Origin of the sequence: Terriglobus roseus, assembly GCF_900105625.1 — a bacterium.
In the GTDB taxonomy this organism is placed as follows: Bacteria; Acidobacteriota; Terriglobia; order Terriglobales; family Acidobacteriaceae; genus Terriglobus; species Terriglobus roseus_B.
This window is the reverse complement of sequence record NZ_FNSD01000001.1, coordinates 4,152,661-4,166,480: the sequence shown is the minus strand read 5'-3', so window position 1 is coordinate 4,166,480 and position 13,820 is coordinate 4,152,661. Positions and strand designations below refer to the sequence as shown.

Genomic DNA, 13,820 nt, shown 5'->3' with positions numbered 1-13,820 from the left:
GTAGGGCGCGGCACGTCGAACGGCCGCGAGAACTGGCAGGGATTGCCAGCGCGCTACAGGCTGCTTCCGGTCACCGCGTGTACATGCGCCGTGTGTGCCACCGGCCCCGCAACCGCGTGAGCAGCATTCCACAGGTGAGGCGTGGGAACCGTCGAGGCATCGCGGTTTTTATCCGAGAAGTCAGACCGAACCGGCTCCGACTCTTCCACCGCGGCCTGCAGCAGCAGGTTCCGGACAAACACACCACCCGGCGTCCGCGTCGGCGCCACGTTGCTGGCATGAACCGATACCGCCAGGCTCGAAAGCAGCAACAAAAGGCACGTCAAATGTGTGGCGCGGAAACGCATCCTTCTTAGTCTAGCTCAGGTGCGGCATGCACGAATGCTCAAGCCCGCGGATGCGTCTCGTCATACACCTGCTGCACCTGGCTTACGGTCAGCTGTGTATACCGCTGCGTCGTCGACAGCCGCTCGTGTCCCAGCAGTTCTTGAATAGCCCGCAAATCAGCTCCGTCTTCCAGCATGTGGGTGCCAAAGGCATGGCGCAGCGTGTGCGGATGCACGTCTGCCGGGAGCCCGCGTGCAATGGCGATGGACTTCACGATGCGGCCGACAGACCGGGTCGTCAGCCGAGCAACGCCACGCGCGCTCTGATTGATCAGTAGTGGCCCAGCGGTAGCAAGGGCGCCTTTGCCCGCCGCCTGCAGCTTCGCCTCACGATGCGGCAGATAGCTGCGAATCGCCTCGGCAGCCGCGTCGCCGAGCGGGACGTAGCGCTCCTTGCGACCCTTGCCGCGAACCAGGATCGCATCGTTTGCCCAGTGCAGGCTCGCCATGTCGATGCCGACCAGTTCAGAATTTCGGATGCCGCAGCCGTACAGCAACTCCCAGATGACGCGGTCGCGTTCCGGCCAGCCAGTATAGGCTTCATTGTCGGCGGCCTTTCGCTTGCCCGACCGCTTCGGCTTCTCGATGCGAGGCTCGCGGCTTCCCAGCTCAATGGCATCGAGCACGCGGTTGACCTCTTCGGCGGACGGCACACGCGGCAGATGCTTCGGCAGCTTTGGCGTCGACACCAGCGTCGCCGGATTCTGGTCGACGATGCCTTCCTTCGCCATCCACTTGAACCATGACCGAACTGCCGCCAGCGCGCGCGCCGCCGAGGCGCGCGTCAGTCCGCGGTCGTACAGGACAGCAAGATACCCACGGATGTGGGTATGCTCAATGGCCTTCGGCTCGACATCTTCGCCGAGCGTTCCTGCAAGATAGAGCGCAAATGCCTGCACCTCACGCGTGTAAGCGCGAACGGTGTGTTCGCTCGCTCCACGCTCCGCGTCCAGCATGGTGATGAATCGGTCGGCAAGTGCCTGCATGCGGTCGCTCATGCTGCCTCCGTCCGCCGGCGTCCGCGCGGATGATGCATCCGATGGACTTCCTTCAGCCGCCCCAGCGCCAGGTGCGTGTAAACCTGCGTCGTCGCAATGTCGGCGTGACCCAGCAGCGTCTGCACGCTGCGCAGGTCAGCGCCGTGCTCCACCATATGGGTCGCGCAGCTATGCCGCAGCTTATGGGGGCTGGCATTGGCGTTGGTTCCCTTCACAATCGACCACACCACCTGCGTCGTCAGCGGCTTCCCGCGAACCGAGAGAAACAGCGCACGCTGCAAACCCTTTCCAGCCAGCTCCGCACGGCCTCGATCAAGATAGGCCTGGAGAGCGGCGCAAGCCGCATTCCCCAGAGGCACAATCCGTTCCTTGTCCCCCTTGCCGCGTACCTGCGCCCGCTGCTGGTCCAGGTGCAGATCCTCCACACGCAGCGAAACGATCTCGCCCGCACGCAACCCTCCTGCGTACAGCAACTCCATCAACGCGTGATCGCGTAACTGCAGACCGCCCGCCTGTGGATGGTTCGCGGCCATCGAAGTCTGTTCCAGCATGCCGTTGACTTCGCTCTCGGCCAGGGACTTGGGCAGCACCTTCCAAGTGGACGGAGCTTCAATGTTCACGGTGGGATCATGCGCAATGCGCTTGTCCAGCAGCATCCACTTATAGAAGCCGCGCAGGCAGCTCAGCTTCCGCGCGACGGACCGATCCGTCCGGTCATGCGTACGCAGATGCTCCATCCAGGCCGCGACATCTTCGCGCGTCGCCGCGTGCAGCACGCCGGCATGCTCTTCCAGGTGTTCGGAAAACTGCTGCAGGTCACGAACGTAAGCCTCGCAGGTCAGCGGTCGCAGGCCACGTTCCACTCGCAGGCAGGTCACGTACTCGCGCACCAGCACCGAATTACTGCTGGGCTGCGGCTTTCCGGTTGTAGGCTGCGGGGCGTCCATCGCAATTCGATTATGTCGGCCATGCGTCTGATCGGGTAGATGCCGGAATCTAACTCGATATGCTTTTGATTGCCGAGACGAATCCTCGAACGGAACGCCGTTGCCAATGGGAAGATCCTGAATGACAACTGCGAACACCAATATCCGGATCGCGATTCTCTCCGACACACACGGCCTGCTCCGTCCGGAGGTCGTGGAACGCATCCAGGGCGTCGACCACATCCTTCACGCAGGCGACGTCGGCGACCCTGCCATTCTCGATACCCTCGGCAGCATCGCCCCGCTCACAGCCATCCGCGGTAACGTCGATACTTCCGGCCGCTGCGGCAGCCTCCCCGCAACCGAGATGGTCGAAATCGGTGGAAGAACCTTCTACCTGGTGCATTCGATCGCGGATCTCGACATCAGCCCGACGGCCGCGCGCGTGCAGGTCGTCGTCAGCGGTCACTCCCACAAGCCCGGACACGAAACCCGCAATGGCGTGCTCTACCTGAACCCCGGCAGCGTAGGCCCGCGCCGCTTCCGGCTGCCCATCGCCATGGCCTTCCTAAAGATCGAAAATGGGAAACTGACCGCAGAACCCGTCACGTTCGACTTGTAAGAAGTCCGAATACCCCACCCTTTCGTGATGCAGCCGCGAAAGAATGGGGCACCCAGCAGAAGCGGTGGATTAGCGTCCCTCGACTGTGAGCGAACCCAGTATCTTTCCCAGCCGCCCCTGCACATCCGCAAGTTGGTCCTTCGAGATTTCCATTGCCCCGCTGGTCTGGGAACAAAAGGTGTTCACCACCAGGTCGAACCGCAGGCAGCTGCGACCCTGCAGCGCGGTAAACACTTCGTCGCGAGACTCGATGCAGACGTGGCCATGCTCGTCGCGGCCATGCTTGAACGGTAGACCGCCGATGCGCACATCATTTTGCGGTGTAAGAGGCGCGGTCGTAGCCTGTGCCGCGCAGCTTGCCGCCGTGGCCTTCGGCATCACCGAGTAGTAGATCGTAGCGCCCGAAAACGTGGAAACCGGGTACGGATTGAAGTTGATCGAAGCGACACCACGGACGTCCAGGGTGCGCTTCGTCGTCCGCACATCCACACCAAAGTTCGACAGGACACCGTCCCGCCGTTCAAAGTTCCAGCCTGCCGGGACATGCAGTGACAGGTGATACCTGGGATCGTGAAAGTCCCTCGCGGCAGGCATGGGATGTTCCGGATCGTCCGGCTCGGTGATGCCCTTCACGCCGCCCGGCTTCCTCGGCGTCGGTGCACCGGGAACCGGCTTCGGTGGATCCATCCCGGGAACGGGCAACTGGTGCCGCTCCGTCTGCGCCGCTGCGGGCAGAGACATCAGTAACGCAAGGGTCAGCAGGATGCGAGGCATGAGTTCTCCAGGGCTCAGTCTAGCGCTCACTCTAGGATCGACGGAGCCGGGGATTCGCGAGCGTGTACGCCAGGTCCGTAAGCAGGTTGGCCGCCAGGTAGGTCAGCCCGATCGTCAGTGTGCAACCCTGCACCAGCGCGTAGTCGCGGTTTGAGATGGCGGATAGCGTCAGCCGCCCCAGGCCCGGCCAGCTAAAGATCGTCTCCGTGACGATGGCTCCGGCGAGCAGCGATCCGAACTGAAGACCCACCACGGTGAGGACCGGCACCAGAGCATTCCTTAGTGCATGGCGATAGACCACCGTCCGCTCTGGCAGCCCCTTCGCCCGCGCCGTCCGTATATAGTCCTGGCCCAGCTCTTCCAGCATGGACGCCCGCACCATCCGCGTCAGGATCGCAGCCAGTGAAAGCCCCAGCGTGACCGCCGGCAGGATCAGGTGCAGCAGTGTGCTGCCACCAAATAGAGGCCCGGTCCCGGCGCCCGATACCGGCAGCCATCCCAGACTGATCGAGAAGATCAGGATCAGGATCGGCCCCAGCGCAAAGTTTGGGAACGACAGCCCCAGCAGCGACACACCGCCCAGCAGCCTGTCAGCCGCCCGGCCGCGGTGTAACGCGCTCGCGACTCCGGCGGGCACCGCAAGCAGCAGCGCCAGCACCAGAGCGGCCACACTCATCAGCAACGTATAGGGGTAACGCGCCAGGACCAGGTTCGTCACAGAGTCTCGCAGACGAAGCGACCGCCCCAGGTCACCGTGGAAGATGCCAATCCAATACCGGTAATACTGTGTGTGCAGCGGCAGATCGAGGCCGTAGCTATGCCGCAACGCCGACAGGTCAGTTGAACTCGCGCCCTCACCCATCATCTGAGCAATGGGATCGCCCGGGACAAGATGGATCAGCAGAAAAACCAGCGAAACGATGATCCATAACACTGGCAGCATGAGCAGGATACGACGAAATACCGGAAGCAAAGCTTTCATGCAGAAGCACGCTGCCCTTCCGCCTCCGCAACCCTCTTCGCCCGTTCATCCGGCTCTACGCGAACACGGCTGATACGACGTCCCGCCAGCTCCGTAACGGTGAAGCAGCGGCCTGCATGGCAGACGCGCTCGCCGGGCTTTGGCAGATGTCCAAGCTGCGCCAGCAGGAAGCCCGCGAGGGTCTCAATGCCGGGTTCGCGCGGGAACTGCCAATGCAGTTGCGTGGCCAGGTCGCGCAGCGTTACCGTGCCATCGAATTCCACGAAGCCACGGCTGTCCGGGGTCGGCAGCGCTCGACCGGAAAGGTCGAACTCGTCCTCCAGTTCGCCCACCAGTTGCTCCAGCGCATCTTCCGCGGTGACCAGACCCACGGTCGAGCCGAACTCGTCGACCACAATCGCGATCTGCCGACGGCGTTCCTGGAACTCCTGCAGAACGTCGACCGCCAGCTTCGTCTCGGGCACCACAAGAACCTCGCGCGCCACGGTTCTCAGCGGAACGCTCTGCGCCTGCAACGCCGCCGGCAGCCGACTATCGCGCCGAAAGTGCATCAGCCGCGAGATGTCCTTGGAGTAAACGACACCGATGATGTGCTCAGTGCCAAGCGCGGGGTCATAGACGGGCACGCGCGAATGCTGCTCCTCGATGATGCGGGCCGAGGCGAGTTCCACCGGCATATCTGCGGGCAACGCGAAGATGCGGCCGCGAGGCGTCATGATCTCGCGGACGGTCACATGGTTCAGGTCGATGGCGCGGTGGATCATCTGCTCCTGGAAGGGCGGCAGCAGTCCGCTGCGACGGGTCGCGGTTGCCACCATCTTCAATTCCTCGGGCGAGTGGACCTCGCCACCCTCGCCACGGAGAGGCACGCGGAACAGTTTAAGAACGAAGGCTGTCGATCCCTTCAGGAGTCGGACCGCCGGCCGCGTGATCCGGATGAAGACATCCATCGGACCCGCTACCGCCAAAGCAATACGCTCTCCGCGCTGTAAAGCCAATGACTTAGGAACCTGTTCTCCTAGCAACACTTCAAGATAGGTGATAAGGGAGAAAGCAATAATGATCGCCATGATGTGGCTGACGGAAGCTGCATGCGCATGCAAAAACGGAACGTGCTGCACGAAGGTCATGCTGTCGAAGATCTGTTCCAGAAGCTGTGCAACGGTGCCTTCGCCCAGGTAGCCGAGCGCCAGCGAGCACAGCGTCACGCCAAGCTGGTTGGCCGCCAGGAAGTCGTCGATCTCACGCTTGAGCCGCAGCGCGGTGGTCGCTCCGACGCGACCGGACCGCAACATCTGTTCCAGCCTCGTCTCCCGAACAGAGACGATGGCAAACTCCGCCGCGACGAAAAACGCGTTAGCCAGGATCAGCACCGCGACCGTCATCAGCTTGAAAAATGCCGACTCGAGCATGGGGAGAGTGTACGGTACGGCACCGGCACCGGCGAAGTCTGCCACGGATGCCGCCAACAAGCGGCCTGCCCAACGACCTGGCAATCACCCTGTGGTCACAAATTTAAACTCCATCAAAGACCTGAAATTTGCCTGACGCAGGGCGGTCATCGGATGAGCCTGTCGCGCATAATGTTTTTCGATGCTGCTGTCTAAATCTGACCGTGTCTTTGCTCTTACGGGAGCGGGAATATCCGCCGAGAGCGGGCTTGCTACCTTTCGTGGATCGGGTGGCCTGTGGGAAGGGCACAGCGTAGAGCAGGTCGCGACGCCCAAAGCATGGGACACGGATCCTGCGCTTGTGTGGCGTTTCTACTCCATGCGGCGGCGCGATGCAGAGGCCGCCGAGCCCAATGCCGCTCACTTCTCGCTCGGTAAGCTCGAACAGAAGATGGGCGATCGACTCTTCCTCTGCACGCAGAACGTCGACGATCTGCATGAGCGCGGCGGCTCGCGCAACGTGCACCATATGCATGGGTCGCTGTTCGAGTCGCGCTGCGTGAAGTGCAACGAGCCCTTCCCGGACCGCCGGGAGTATCTGGAAACGCTTCCCGTCTGCGACACCTGCGGATCACCCGTTCGGCCACACATCGTCTGGTTTGGCGAGGTGCCGCTGGCGATGGACATGATCTACGAGCAGCTCGACCAGGCAACGGTCCTGCTGGTCGTCGGCACTTCCGGCTCGGTGTATCCAGCAGCAGGATTCGTGCACAGCGCAAGGCAGCGCGGCATACAGACGATCTACGTCGGACCGGAAGAGCCGCTGAACGCCGCCTCCTTCCACCGCATCGAGATCGGCACCGCCGCCGCTGTCCTGCCCTCCCTGTTCTGAGCCGTTCGCCTTTAAACGTCCTTCACGATCACCGACTCGGAACGCGACGCATACTCTGCCCAAGATCCGTCGTAGAGCGTAACGAGCGGCGCGCCCGCCAGTTCCAGTCCCAGGGCGACGACCGCCGCCGTGACGCCAGATCCGCACGACGTCGTGATGGGCTTCTGCAGGTCGACTCCCTTCGCCTGGAAGACCGAGCGGAGCTCTTCCGGCGACTTCATCGCGGCGCCATTGGCAAGCTGAGGGAACGGCGTGCTCGTAGCGCCCGGCATGTGGCCGCTGCTCAGACCAGCGCGCGGCTCGGGATCTGCGCCGCTGAACCGTCCGGCGCTGCGAGCGTCCAGCACCTGCTCGCCTGCTGCGAGCGTTGCGCGGAGCTTGTCGTAGTCCTTCACCGCAGCCGCATCCAGGACGGCGTGGAACTCCGCGGGCTCGCGAGTCACTGCACCCGACTCCACCGGCAATCCCGCAGCCTCCCATGCCTTCAGGCCGCCATCGAGCAGGTATACCTCCTTCGCGCCCATCGTGCGGAAGGTCCACCGAGCCCGCGGGGCTGAAAACACATCGCCCTGCTCATACACCACGATCGTCGCCGTCTCCGTGATGCCCCGTGCGCCCATCGCCGCTCCGAAGGCCTCGGCGCTCAGCAGGGTATGGGGCAGGCCGCTGCTGTGGTCAGACAGTTCATCGATGTCAAAGAAGACCGCACCTGGCAGGTGCTTCTGCAGGTAGATCGCATGAGTATCCACCTTTGGCGCGACCCCCACGGGCGGCATGGTGGCATCAACAATCACGAGGTCCGGCGAGCCAAGACGGCTGGCCACCCACTGCGGCGAGACGAGAGCGTTCATGCACTCCAGCCTAATGCGTCATGGCATACAGCACATAGTTCACACCGATCTTCGTTCCCAGAGCCGAGTAGCGCACCGGGTACCGCGGATCGTCCAGGAACTCCCACGAATCGCCGAGGTCACTGTTCAGCGAGAACGCCACCATAATGCGCCCCTTGTCGTCGTAGATTCCCTTCCAGTGCGCCACGTAGCCGTCCTTCTTGTGCCCCGTCGCCAGGTGTTCCGACCCCGGCACCTGGAAGCGCTCATCGAGATCGAACAGCGTGTGAAAGATCGGATCGCCGTCCGGGATGTCGACCAACTCACGCTCCGGGAAGACCCGCTTCATCGTCTGAACGAAGTAAGCCTCCTCCTGCGACCCGTGGCAGTCGTCGGCCATAAAGAAGCCGCCGCGCAGCAGGTAGTCCCGCAGCTTCGCAGCCTGCTTGTCCGTCAACCCCCACTCGCCTACCTGCACCGCGTACAGCCAAGGCCAGTTGTAAATCTCGTCGCCATCATCCAGCGAGACCGACTGCTCCACCGATCGCGCATCCGCTCGGGTGAGCCGGTGAACAGCATTCGCAAGCGCACGATCAGCCCGCGGATAATCCTGAGTCCACAGCGTCATGCCCTCCTGCCAAGGCCCATCGAAGCGTCCTCGATAGCCGTCGAGCGGCCCGCCTGGAAACATCAGCCGCGCGAACGTCCATTCACCCTGCCGCTCATAGTCCGGCGGAACCGGGAAACGTCCGTACTCGACGGACGGATACTCGCGGAACGGCGCATGCCACTGCGGACCGGCATTCGTTCCGGCTGCAAAGATCACCCCGGGCGCAACGGCCACCGCAGCCACTGCGAGCACAGCGCCCGCCAGCGCACCAGCCCACGCGGCCATGCCCCAGGTCTTCCTCATTGCGGGTTAGACGAAGCCCAGTTATCGTGAGTCTCCCGCATGCAGGTGCATAAAACGAACAAAGGCAGCCGGATTGGCTGCCTTTGCGTCTGCCGCGTTGATGTCACACAACTGACTACATACCAGACGGTGGGGGTGGTGGCGCCTGGCCATCACGACCTGGACCGCGCCGCCCGGCGTGCTGCGGAGCCTGCTCTACCGTGTAGCCCTGCGGAATCTGAAAGAGCGTCGCATCGGGCGCAGCCTTGGAGAGACCACTGACAACCGTGGTGTGCGTGCCGCGGAACGGATCCACATCGCTGCGGCTCAGTTCGATTTTTAGATCGGGCGAGAACCAATCCTCATGCGTCGCCACGACCGGCTTGTCCGTTCCACTAACCGGGATGGTCCGCGTCACACGCTTGCCCGTCGCGACCACACCGTCGATCGTCTTCGATCCCAGGTCAGCGGTCACCACATTCCTGTCTTCATGGCGGCCACGCGGTCCCTGTCCACCGTCGGGCGGCGGCGGCGCACTCGCATCCTGCGGCGGTCCGCCCGGTCCGCGACGTCCCGGTCCGTCATGCGGACGCGGCTCGGGAATCTGGTGAACGATAGCGATCTTCTTTTCCGCCTGCAGCCGCGTGATCGTATGCGCAATCGGATCCATGATGACGACCATCGTGTGCGGCTTACCATCTCCATCCGGACGCGCCGGCAAGGTCACTTCCTCACGAGTACGGCCCAGCGCATCGCGCGTAGCAACGCGGGTCGTCGTATGAGTCAAAACCGTGCCATCCTGCAGCTTCTCCGTGGAAGTGCTGGTGAACGTTGCGGAGTACGGCGCGTTCGTCACCGGCTGGCGCATCATGCCGAAGCCGCCCTCCATGGGGCCAAAGCCACGGCCCATGAAGCCAGGACCGCCGCCCGGACCACCCGGACCTTGCGCAAACACCGGCACAACGGCCAGCAACAGAGCAGCAGAGACGAGACCAATCTTCATGAGAGAGCACCTCAGAGTTAAGCTTGCACCAGTAGACGGCCTCTTCTGGAAACAGTTGCGGGTGCGCGCATAAATATTTCTGGACTGCCGACCGCAAGGCACTCGCCTGCGGCACAGCGAGATTGTCTGGGTGCCCTCGATGAATGGATGCTAGCCCGATACCGCGAGCGCCTTGCCCCCGTCCTGCGCGAACGATAGGCCGGCAAATGCCGCGACGCAGTTCGATCGGCGAAGAATATGCAGTGCTCTGAACGAAGTCTGCCCACGGGCAATCTGCTGCCGCGATTCCTGGCTCTTGGGCGAATCAGCAGAATAAAACTTCGCAGGTTATTGAGCCGCAAGCGTCCGCAGCACACTCACGTTCCGCAGAATGTCACCGGGATCGTCCACCGGCGTCTCTGCGATGAACGCGCAGTGCGCAAAGCGCTTATCGCGTAGCAGGCGCCGAAACGCATCCGGGCCAATGGTGCCATCACCAATGTGCTCGTGCCGGTCCAGTTTGCTACCCATGGGTGCCTTCGCATCGTTGCAATGCCACACGCGTACACGCTCCTTGCCGAATGATTCCCCAATGAGCGCAATCGTCTCTTCATAGCCCTCGGACGTAACGATGTCATAACCCGCGACGTGCGTGTGGCAGGTGTCCAGGCAGACATCCACCGGGGCGCAGCGGTCGAGCATGTGCAGCAGATCAGCCACCTGGTCGAGCTTGCCGCCCATGCTGAATTCACTGCCGGCCGTGTTCTCGATCAGGATGCGAAGGTGTGAATCCTGGCAGCCGAGCCCCTCGATCGCGCGCTCGATATTCTCCGCTGCATGCTGCAGCGCCTCGGCACGCGTCAGGCCCTTCCATGATCCCGGATGGAAGACAAGGAACTCTGCACCCAGCGCCAGCGCTCGCTCCACCTCGCCACGAAAGGCAGCGGTCGAGTTCCTGCGCACCTCCTCGCTCTGCGAGCAAAGATTGATCAGATAGGACGCGTGGATAGTCATCGGCGCGATGCCATGCTGTGCGCGCAACGTACGCATCTGCTCCGCATCGGCAGGAGCGACAGCGTTCGCCTTCCATTGCCGCGGCGACGACGAAAAGATCTGGAAACAGTTCGCGCCGCAATCCACCGCGCGCTGCACAGCCGTCCATGTGCCGCCGCTGGTGGAGAGATGAATGCCGATGCGCTTGGGAGAGGTCTTAGCAGGTGCCATCACTTCGATGTTAGAGGAAGCGCTCGTCGTGCGAGACTTGGGCGACTCCACAATCTGATTTACGAATGGCAGGCATCATGGCAGAACCACAGAGCTTCACCAATCACACACGCCGCGACCCGAAGTACCTGGTCCTCGCACCTCTCGCGCTCCTCTGTTTCATTATGTCCATCGTGCACCTGCTTCACGAATACTCAAGGGCGAACGTCCTCCTGGTGCCGGTGACGTTCCTCATCGTGGGCGCCATTGTGATGACGCGCATCTACGCGCTGCAGAACCAGAACCGCATCATCCGCCTAGAAGAGTCGCTCCGCATCATGACCCTCGGCGGCAGCGCAGCCGGCATCAAACCAGCGCAGTTCATTGCGCTTCGCTTTGCTTCTGATGAAGAAGTCGTGGCACTCTCCCGCCGCGCCGTCGCAGAAAACATGGAGCCCAAGGCAATCAAGGCCGCCATCACGAACTGGCGCGCGGATAACGACCGAATCTAAGGCTTCCGCAAATTCTTCGCATCGCGCCGGTCGATGGCACGACCGGTTGCGAGCTTGTTGTCGATCAGAACTTGATTAGAGATAACAAAGACCGGAACGCCAAAAAGTGATCCCTCGACCTTGTTCGCCCAGGCGACCTCAAACTCTTTACCCTCGATGCCTGCAGGATGTCGACGCGGAACGGCGGACGGCCCATCTGAAACCATTGCTTCTGCTGTGTGGCGAAGAACTCAGGTCCTATCCCCGAGAGTGGAGCCCCGAAGTCCTGAAGAGCAGCGAAAAATCCGTTCGCTGTCGTCAGGGCTGGTAGCGACAAAGAGATCGAGATCTTTGGTTGTTCGGGGATCGTGGTGCACACCGACGGCATAACCGCCAATGATCAGGTAACGAACCTGGAACTTATTGAGTGCGAGTATCAAGTCTCGAAAGTCGTTCACCGTCTTCGGGCCCAATGCCTTTCACGCTGTACGCCATGACACTTAGCTCATGAATATAAACAAGCCTATCGCCGAGGGGCAGTTCCCGCCAGGCACGTCGCTGCTCTTCTTCAAAGAGCTGTTCATCGGAGACTAAGGACGAAGTCCAACCCGCGCGAGCCATAGCTCATTTAACCGATAGGGATTCACGTAAGCAGCAAAAAGAGCGCGGCTTTCGCCGCGCTCTTTGCGTTCCGCGAACGTCGTTTAGTAAACGTCCAGCTGGTACCGCTTCTGCTTCTTCAGATCGTTCAGATATTCCTGAGCATGCTCCGGGCTGCAATCCTTGCCGTTAGCGATCGTGTCGAGCAGCGTCTGTTCCACGTCTTTCGCCATGCGCGATGCGTCACCGCAGACGTAGAAGTAGGCGCCACGCTCGAGCCACGCGAACAGCTCCTTGGAGTTCTCCTTCATACGGTCCTGCACGTAGATCTTCTTCTGCTGGTCGCGTGAGAAGGCCGTATCCAGCCGCGTGAGCGTGCCATCTGCCTGCATCGCCGTGAACTCATCCTTGTACAGGAAGTCCGAGGCTGCGCGCTGCTCACCGAAGAAGAGCCAGTTCTCGCCCTTGTGACCATGCGCCTGGCGATGCTCCAGGAACGCGCGGAAGGGTGCGACACCGGTGCCGGGACCAACCATGATGACGGGCATCGAGGTGTCTTCGGGAAGACGGAAGTTCGCATTGGCATGCAGGAAGATAGGCATGTTCGCGCCCTCATCGGCACGTTCGCCCAGGTGGCCGCTGCACAGGCCCTGACGATCGCGATTATGCGTGTGATAACGCACCACGCGCACTGTCGTGTGAACCGCGTCCGCGTGCTTCGCCTGCGATGACGCAATGGAGTACATACGCGGCGTCAGGCGCTGCAGCACGGTGAACAACTGCTGCGGATCAGTGATGCCACCGGGGTGCTCCGTGATCAGGTCCAGAAACTCGCGGCCCCACACATACTCTTCGGCCTTCGACTTGTTGTCCTGGCCGGCCAGTCCCTTCAGGAAGTCCAGTCCTGGTGTGCCTTCCGGCGCAATTTTCGCGTAGCTGTTCACACTGCCGCGCGTCAGCTTACCGATGTGCAGCTTCGTGCGGAGAGCATTGTCGAGCGTGTCTTCCTTCTTGAAGAAGTCCAGCACCTTCTCATCGCCCTTGAAGTTCAGAGCCTTCAGAACGGCCTCGACTTCCGCATCGCGGTTCGTCGGCTGGATGCCCACAGCGTCGCCGGGCGTGTACAGCATGCCCTCTTCCAACGACAGCTCAATGTGGCGTGTCTCTTTTTCAGAGTCCTTGTCGGTCAGGACGGTGTTGACCAGCATGGTCGACAGATAGGGGCTATTGCGCGTGTACTTCTGGGTCTCAGTGCTCATGTTTTTTTGGCTTAATCCGTAAGACTTAAGCCTAGCATGCACGGACCCGGCCGCGCCTCTACGGCAGGCGGAAGACGAGTCCGCTGGACAGTCCCACGGGATTGCCCGTTCCGGTCCCCGAGTACCCGTTGTAAGCAATCTCCGCAACACGCCAATCGATGCGCGGCAGGATGGTGTACTCAAGCCCGCCATTCACTTGGTACTGGGCATGCGTATTCGTGGGCCCGTTCGACACGATCCCCACGCCGCCCAACGCTTCCGCGTAGATCTTGAATGGAACCACGTGTGGCACAACCGTCAGCCGCAGACCGCCGAGACCGCTGTCGAACTGTGCCTGGTCATGCTTCAAAATTGCCCCGCGGAAGTCGACTCCAAGATGCACCGGACCCACACTGTGGCGGTCCTGATAGAAACCGAAAGTCGCTCCCCAGAACCACCCGCTGCTGCTGTTCAGGTCGTTGGACTGGCCGGTGAACTGTGCATAGATACCGGTCTGCGCCTGCGCTGCAGTGGAGTACGCCAGCAACGGCAACGAGGCAATGCAGAGAGTAGAAAAGAGTCGACGAACAGTCTTCAGGGCCATGGGGATGTC

15 protein-coding genes are annotated in these 13,820 nt (G+C 61.9%); 3 read left to right on the top strand and 12 right to left on the bottom strand.

Annotated features, from left to right (window positions below; genetic code table 11):
• Positions 1-53 precede the first annotated feature (53 nt).
• Genes BLW03_RS17330 through BLW03_RS17320 form a run of 3 tightly spaced genes read right to left on the bottom strand, consistent with a single transcriptional unit; the run spans position 54 to position 2,331 of the window.
• Entirely contained in the window at positions 54-347 is a 294-nt protein-coding gene (locus tag BLW03_RS17330) for a hypothetical protein (protein WP_139285241.1), read from the bottom strand.
• A 38-nt stretch (positions 348-385) separates the two neighbouring features.
• Complete coding sequence (locus BLW03_RS17325) at positions 386-1,384, bottom strand: tyrosine-type recombinase/integrase (RefSeq protein WP_074655276.1); 999 nt, start codon at positions 1,382-1,384, stop codon at positions 386-388.
• A complete protein-coding gene (locus BLW03_RS17320; RefSeq protein ID WP_074655275.1) occupies positions 1,381-2,331 on the bottom strand; it encodes a tyrosine recombinase in 951 nt (316 codons plus the stop codon). The genes BLW03_RS17325 and BLW03_RS17320 overlap by 4 nt, the downstream gene beginning before the upstream one ends.
• 121 nt (positions 2,332-2,452) lie before the next feature.
• Between BLW03_RS17320 and BLW03_RS17315 the strand changes: the two genes are divergently transcribed.
• Positions 2,453-2,932 (top strand): metallophosphoesterase family protein, encoded by a 480-nt coding sequence (locus tag BLW03_RS17315; RefSeq protein ID WP_083350616.1) that lies wholly within the window; start codon positions 2,453-2,455, stop codon positions 2,930-2,932.
• Positions 2,933-3,001: 69 nt separating this feature from the next.
• Here BLW03_RS17315 and BLW03_RS17310 read toward each other — a convergent pair whose 3' ends face one another.
• From BLW03_RS17310 to BLW03_RS17300, 3 genes are read right to left on the bottom strand one after another with little or no spacing between them, the layout of a single operon-like run.
• Positions 3,002-3,706: a hypothetical protein gene (locus tag BLW03_RS17310; protein WP_074655274.1), complete on the bottom strand. Its 705-nt coding sequence runs from the start codon at positions 3,704-3,706 to the stop codon at positions 3,002-3,004.
• A 31-nt stretch (positions 3,707-3,737) separates the two neighbouring features.
• Positions 3,738-4,688: an ABC transporter permease gene (locus BLW03_RS17305; RefSeq protein ID WP_074655273.1), complete on the bottom strand. Its 951-nt coding sequence runs from the start codon at positions 4,686-4,688 to the stop codon at positions 3,738-3,740.
• Positions 4,685-6,100 (bottom strand): hemolysin family protein, encoded by a 1,416-nt coding sequence (locus BLW03_RS17300; RefSeq protein ID WP_074656106.1) that lies wholly within the window; start codon positions 6,098-6,100, stop codon positions 4,685-4,687. Before BLW03_RS17300 ends, BLW03_RS17305 begins: the two co-directional genes overlap by 4 nt.
• A gap of 181 nt (positions 6,101-6,281) precedes the next feature.
• Between BLW03_RS17300 and BLW03_RS17295 the strand changes: the two genes are divergently transcribed.
• Positions 6,282-6,971, top strand: a complete 690-nt coding sequence (locus tag BLW03_RS17295) for an SIR2 family NAD-dependent protein deacylase (protein WP_074655272.1) — start codon at positions 6,282-6,284, stop codon at positions 6,969-6,971.
• 11 nt (positions 6,972-6,982) lie between these two features.
• Here BLW03_RS17295 and sseA read toward each other — a convergent pair whose 3' ends face one another.
• The 4 genes from sseA to BLW03_RS17275 all read right to left on the bottom strand — a co-directional run bounded on the left by sseA (position 6,983) and on the right by BLW03_RS17275 (position 10,899).
• Positions 6,983-7,822, bottom strand: a complete 840-nt coding sequence (gene sseA, locus BLW03_RS17290; RefSeq protein WP_074655271.1) for a 3-mercaptopyruvate sulfurtransferase — start codon at positions 7,820-7,822, stop codon at positions 6,983-6,985.
• A gap of 10 nt (positions 7,823-7,832) precedes the next feature.
• The gene (locus tag BLW03_RS17285) at positions 7,833-8,714 is read right to left on the bottom strand and encodes a DUF4159 domain-containing protein (RefSeq protein ID WP_083350615.1); all 882 of its coding nucleotides are present in this window, start codon (positions 8,712-8,714) and stop codon (positions 7,833-7,835) included.
• A 115-nt stretch (positions 8,715-8,829) separates the two neighbouring features.
• On the bottom strand, positions 8,830-9,696 hold the full coding sequence (locus tag BLW03_RS17280) for a hypothetical protein (protein ID WP_074655269.1): 867 nt from the start codon (positions 9,694-9,696) through the stop codon (positions 8,830-8,832).
• Between the two features lie 327 nt (positions 9,697-10,023).
• Positions 10,024-10,899 (bottom strand): deoxyribonuclease IV, encoded by an 876-nt coding sequence (locus BLW03_RS17275; RefSeq protein WP_074655268.1) that lies wholly within the window; start codon positions 10,897-10,899, stop codon positions 10,024-10,026.
• Positions 10,900-10,976: 77 nt separating this feature from the next.
• Here BLW03_RS17275 and BLW03_RS17270 point away from each other — a divergent pair, with 77 nt between their 5' ends.
• On the top strand, positions 10,977-11,390 hold the full coding sequence (locus BLW03_RS17270; protein ID WP_074656105.1) for a DUF6526 family protein: 414 nt from the start codon (positions 10,977-10,979) through the stop codon (positions 11,388-11,390).
• Positions 11,391-12,073: 683 nt separating this feature from the next.
• Here the strand turns inward: BLW03_RS17270 and BLW03_RS17260 are convergent.
• The gene (locus BLW03_RS17260) at positions 12,074-13,228 is read right to left on the bottom strand and encodes a diflavin oxidoreductase (RefSeq protein ID WP_074655267.1); all 1,155 of its coding nucleotides are present in this window, start codon (positions 13,226-13,228) and stop codon (positions 12,074-12,076) included.
• Between the two features lie 58 nt (positions 13,229-13,286).
• Complete coding sequence (locus BLW03_RS17255; RefSeq protein WP_074655266.1) at positions 13,287-13,811, bottom strand: hypothetical protein; 525 nt, start codon at positions 13,809-13,811, stop codon at positions 13,287-13,289.
• Between the last annotated feature and the right edge of the window lie 9 nt (positions 13,812-13,820).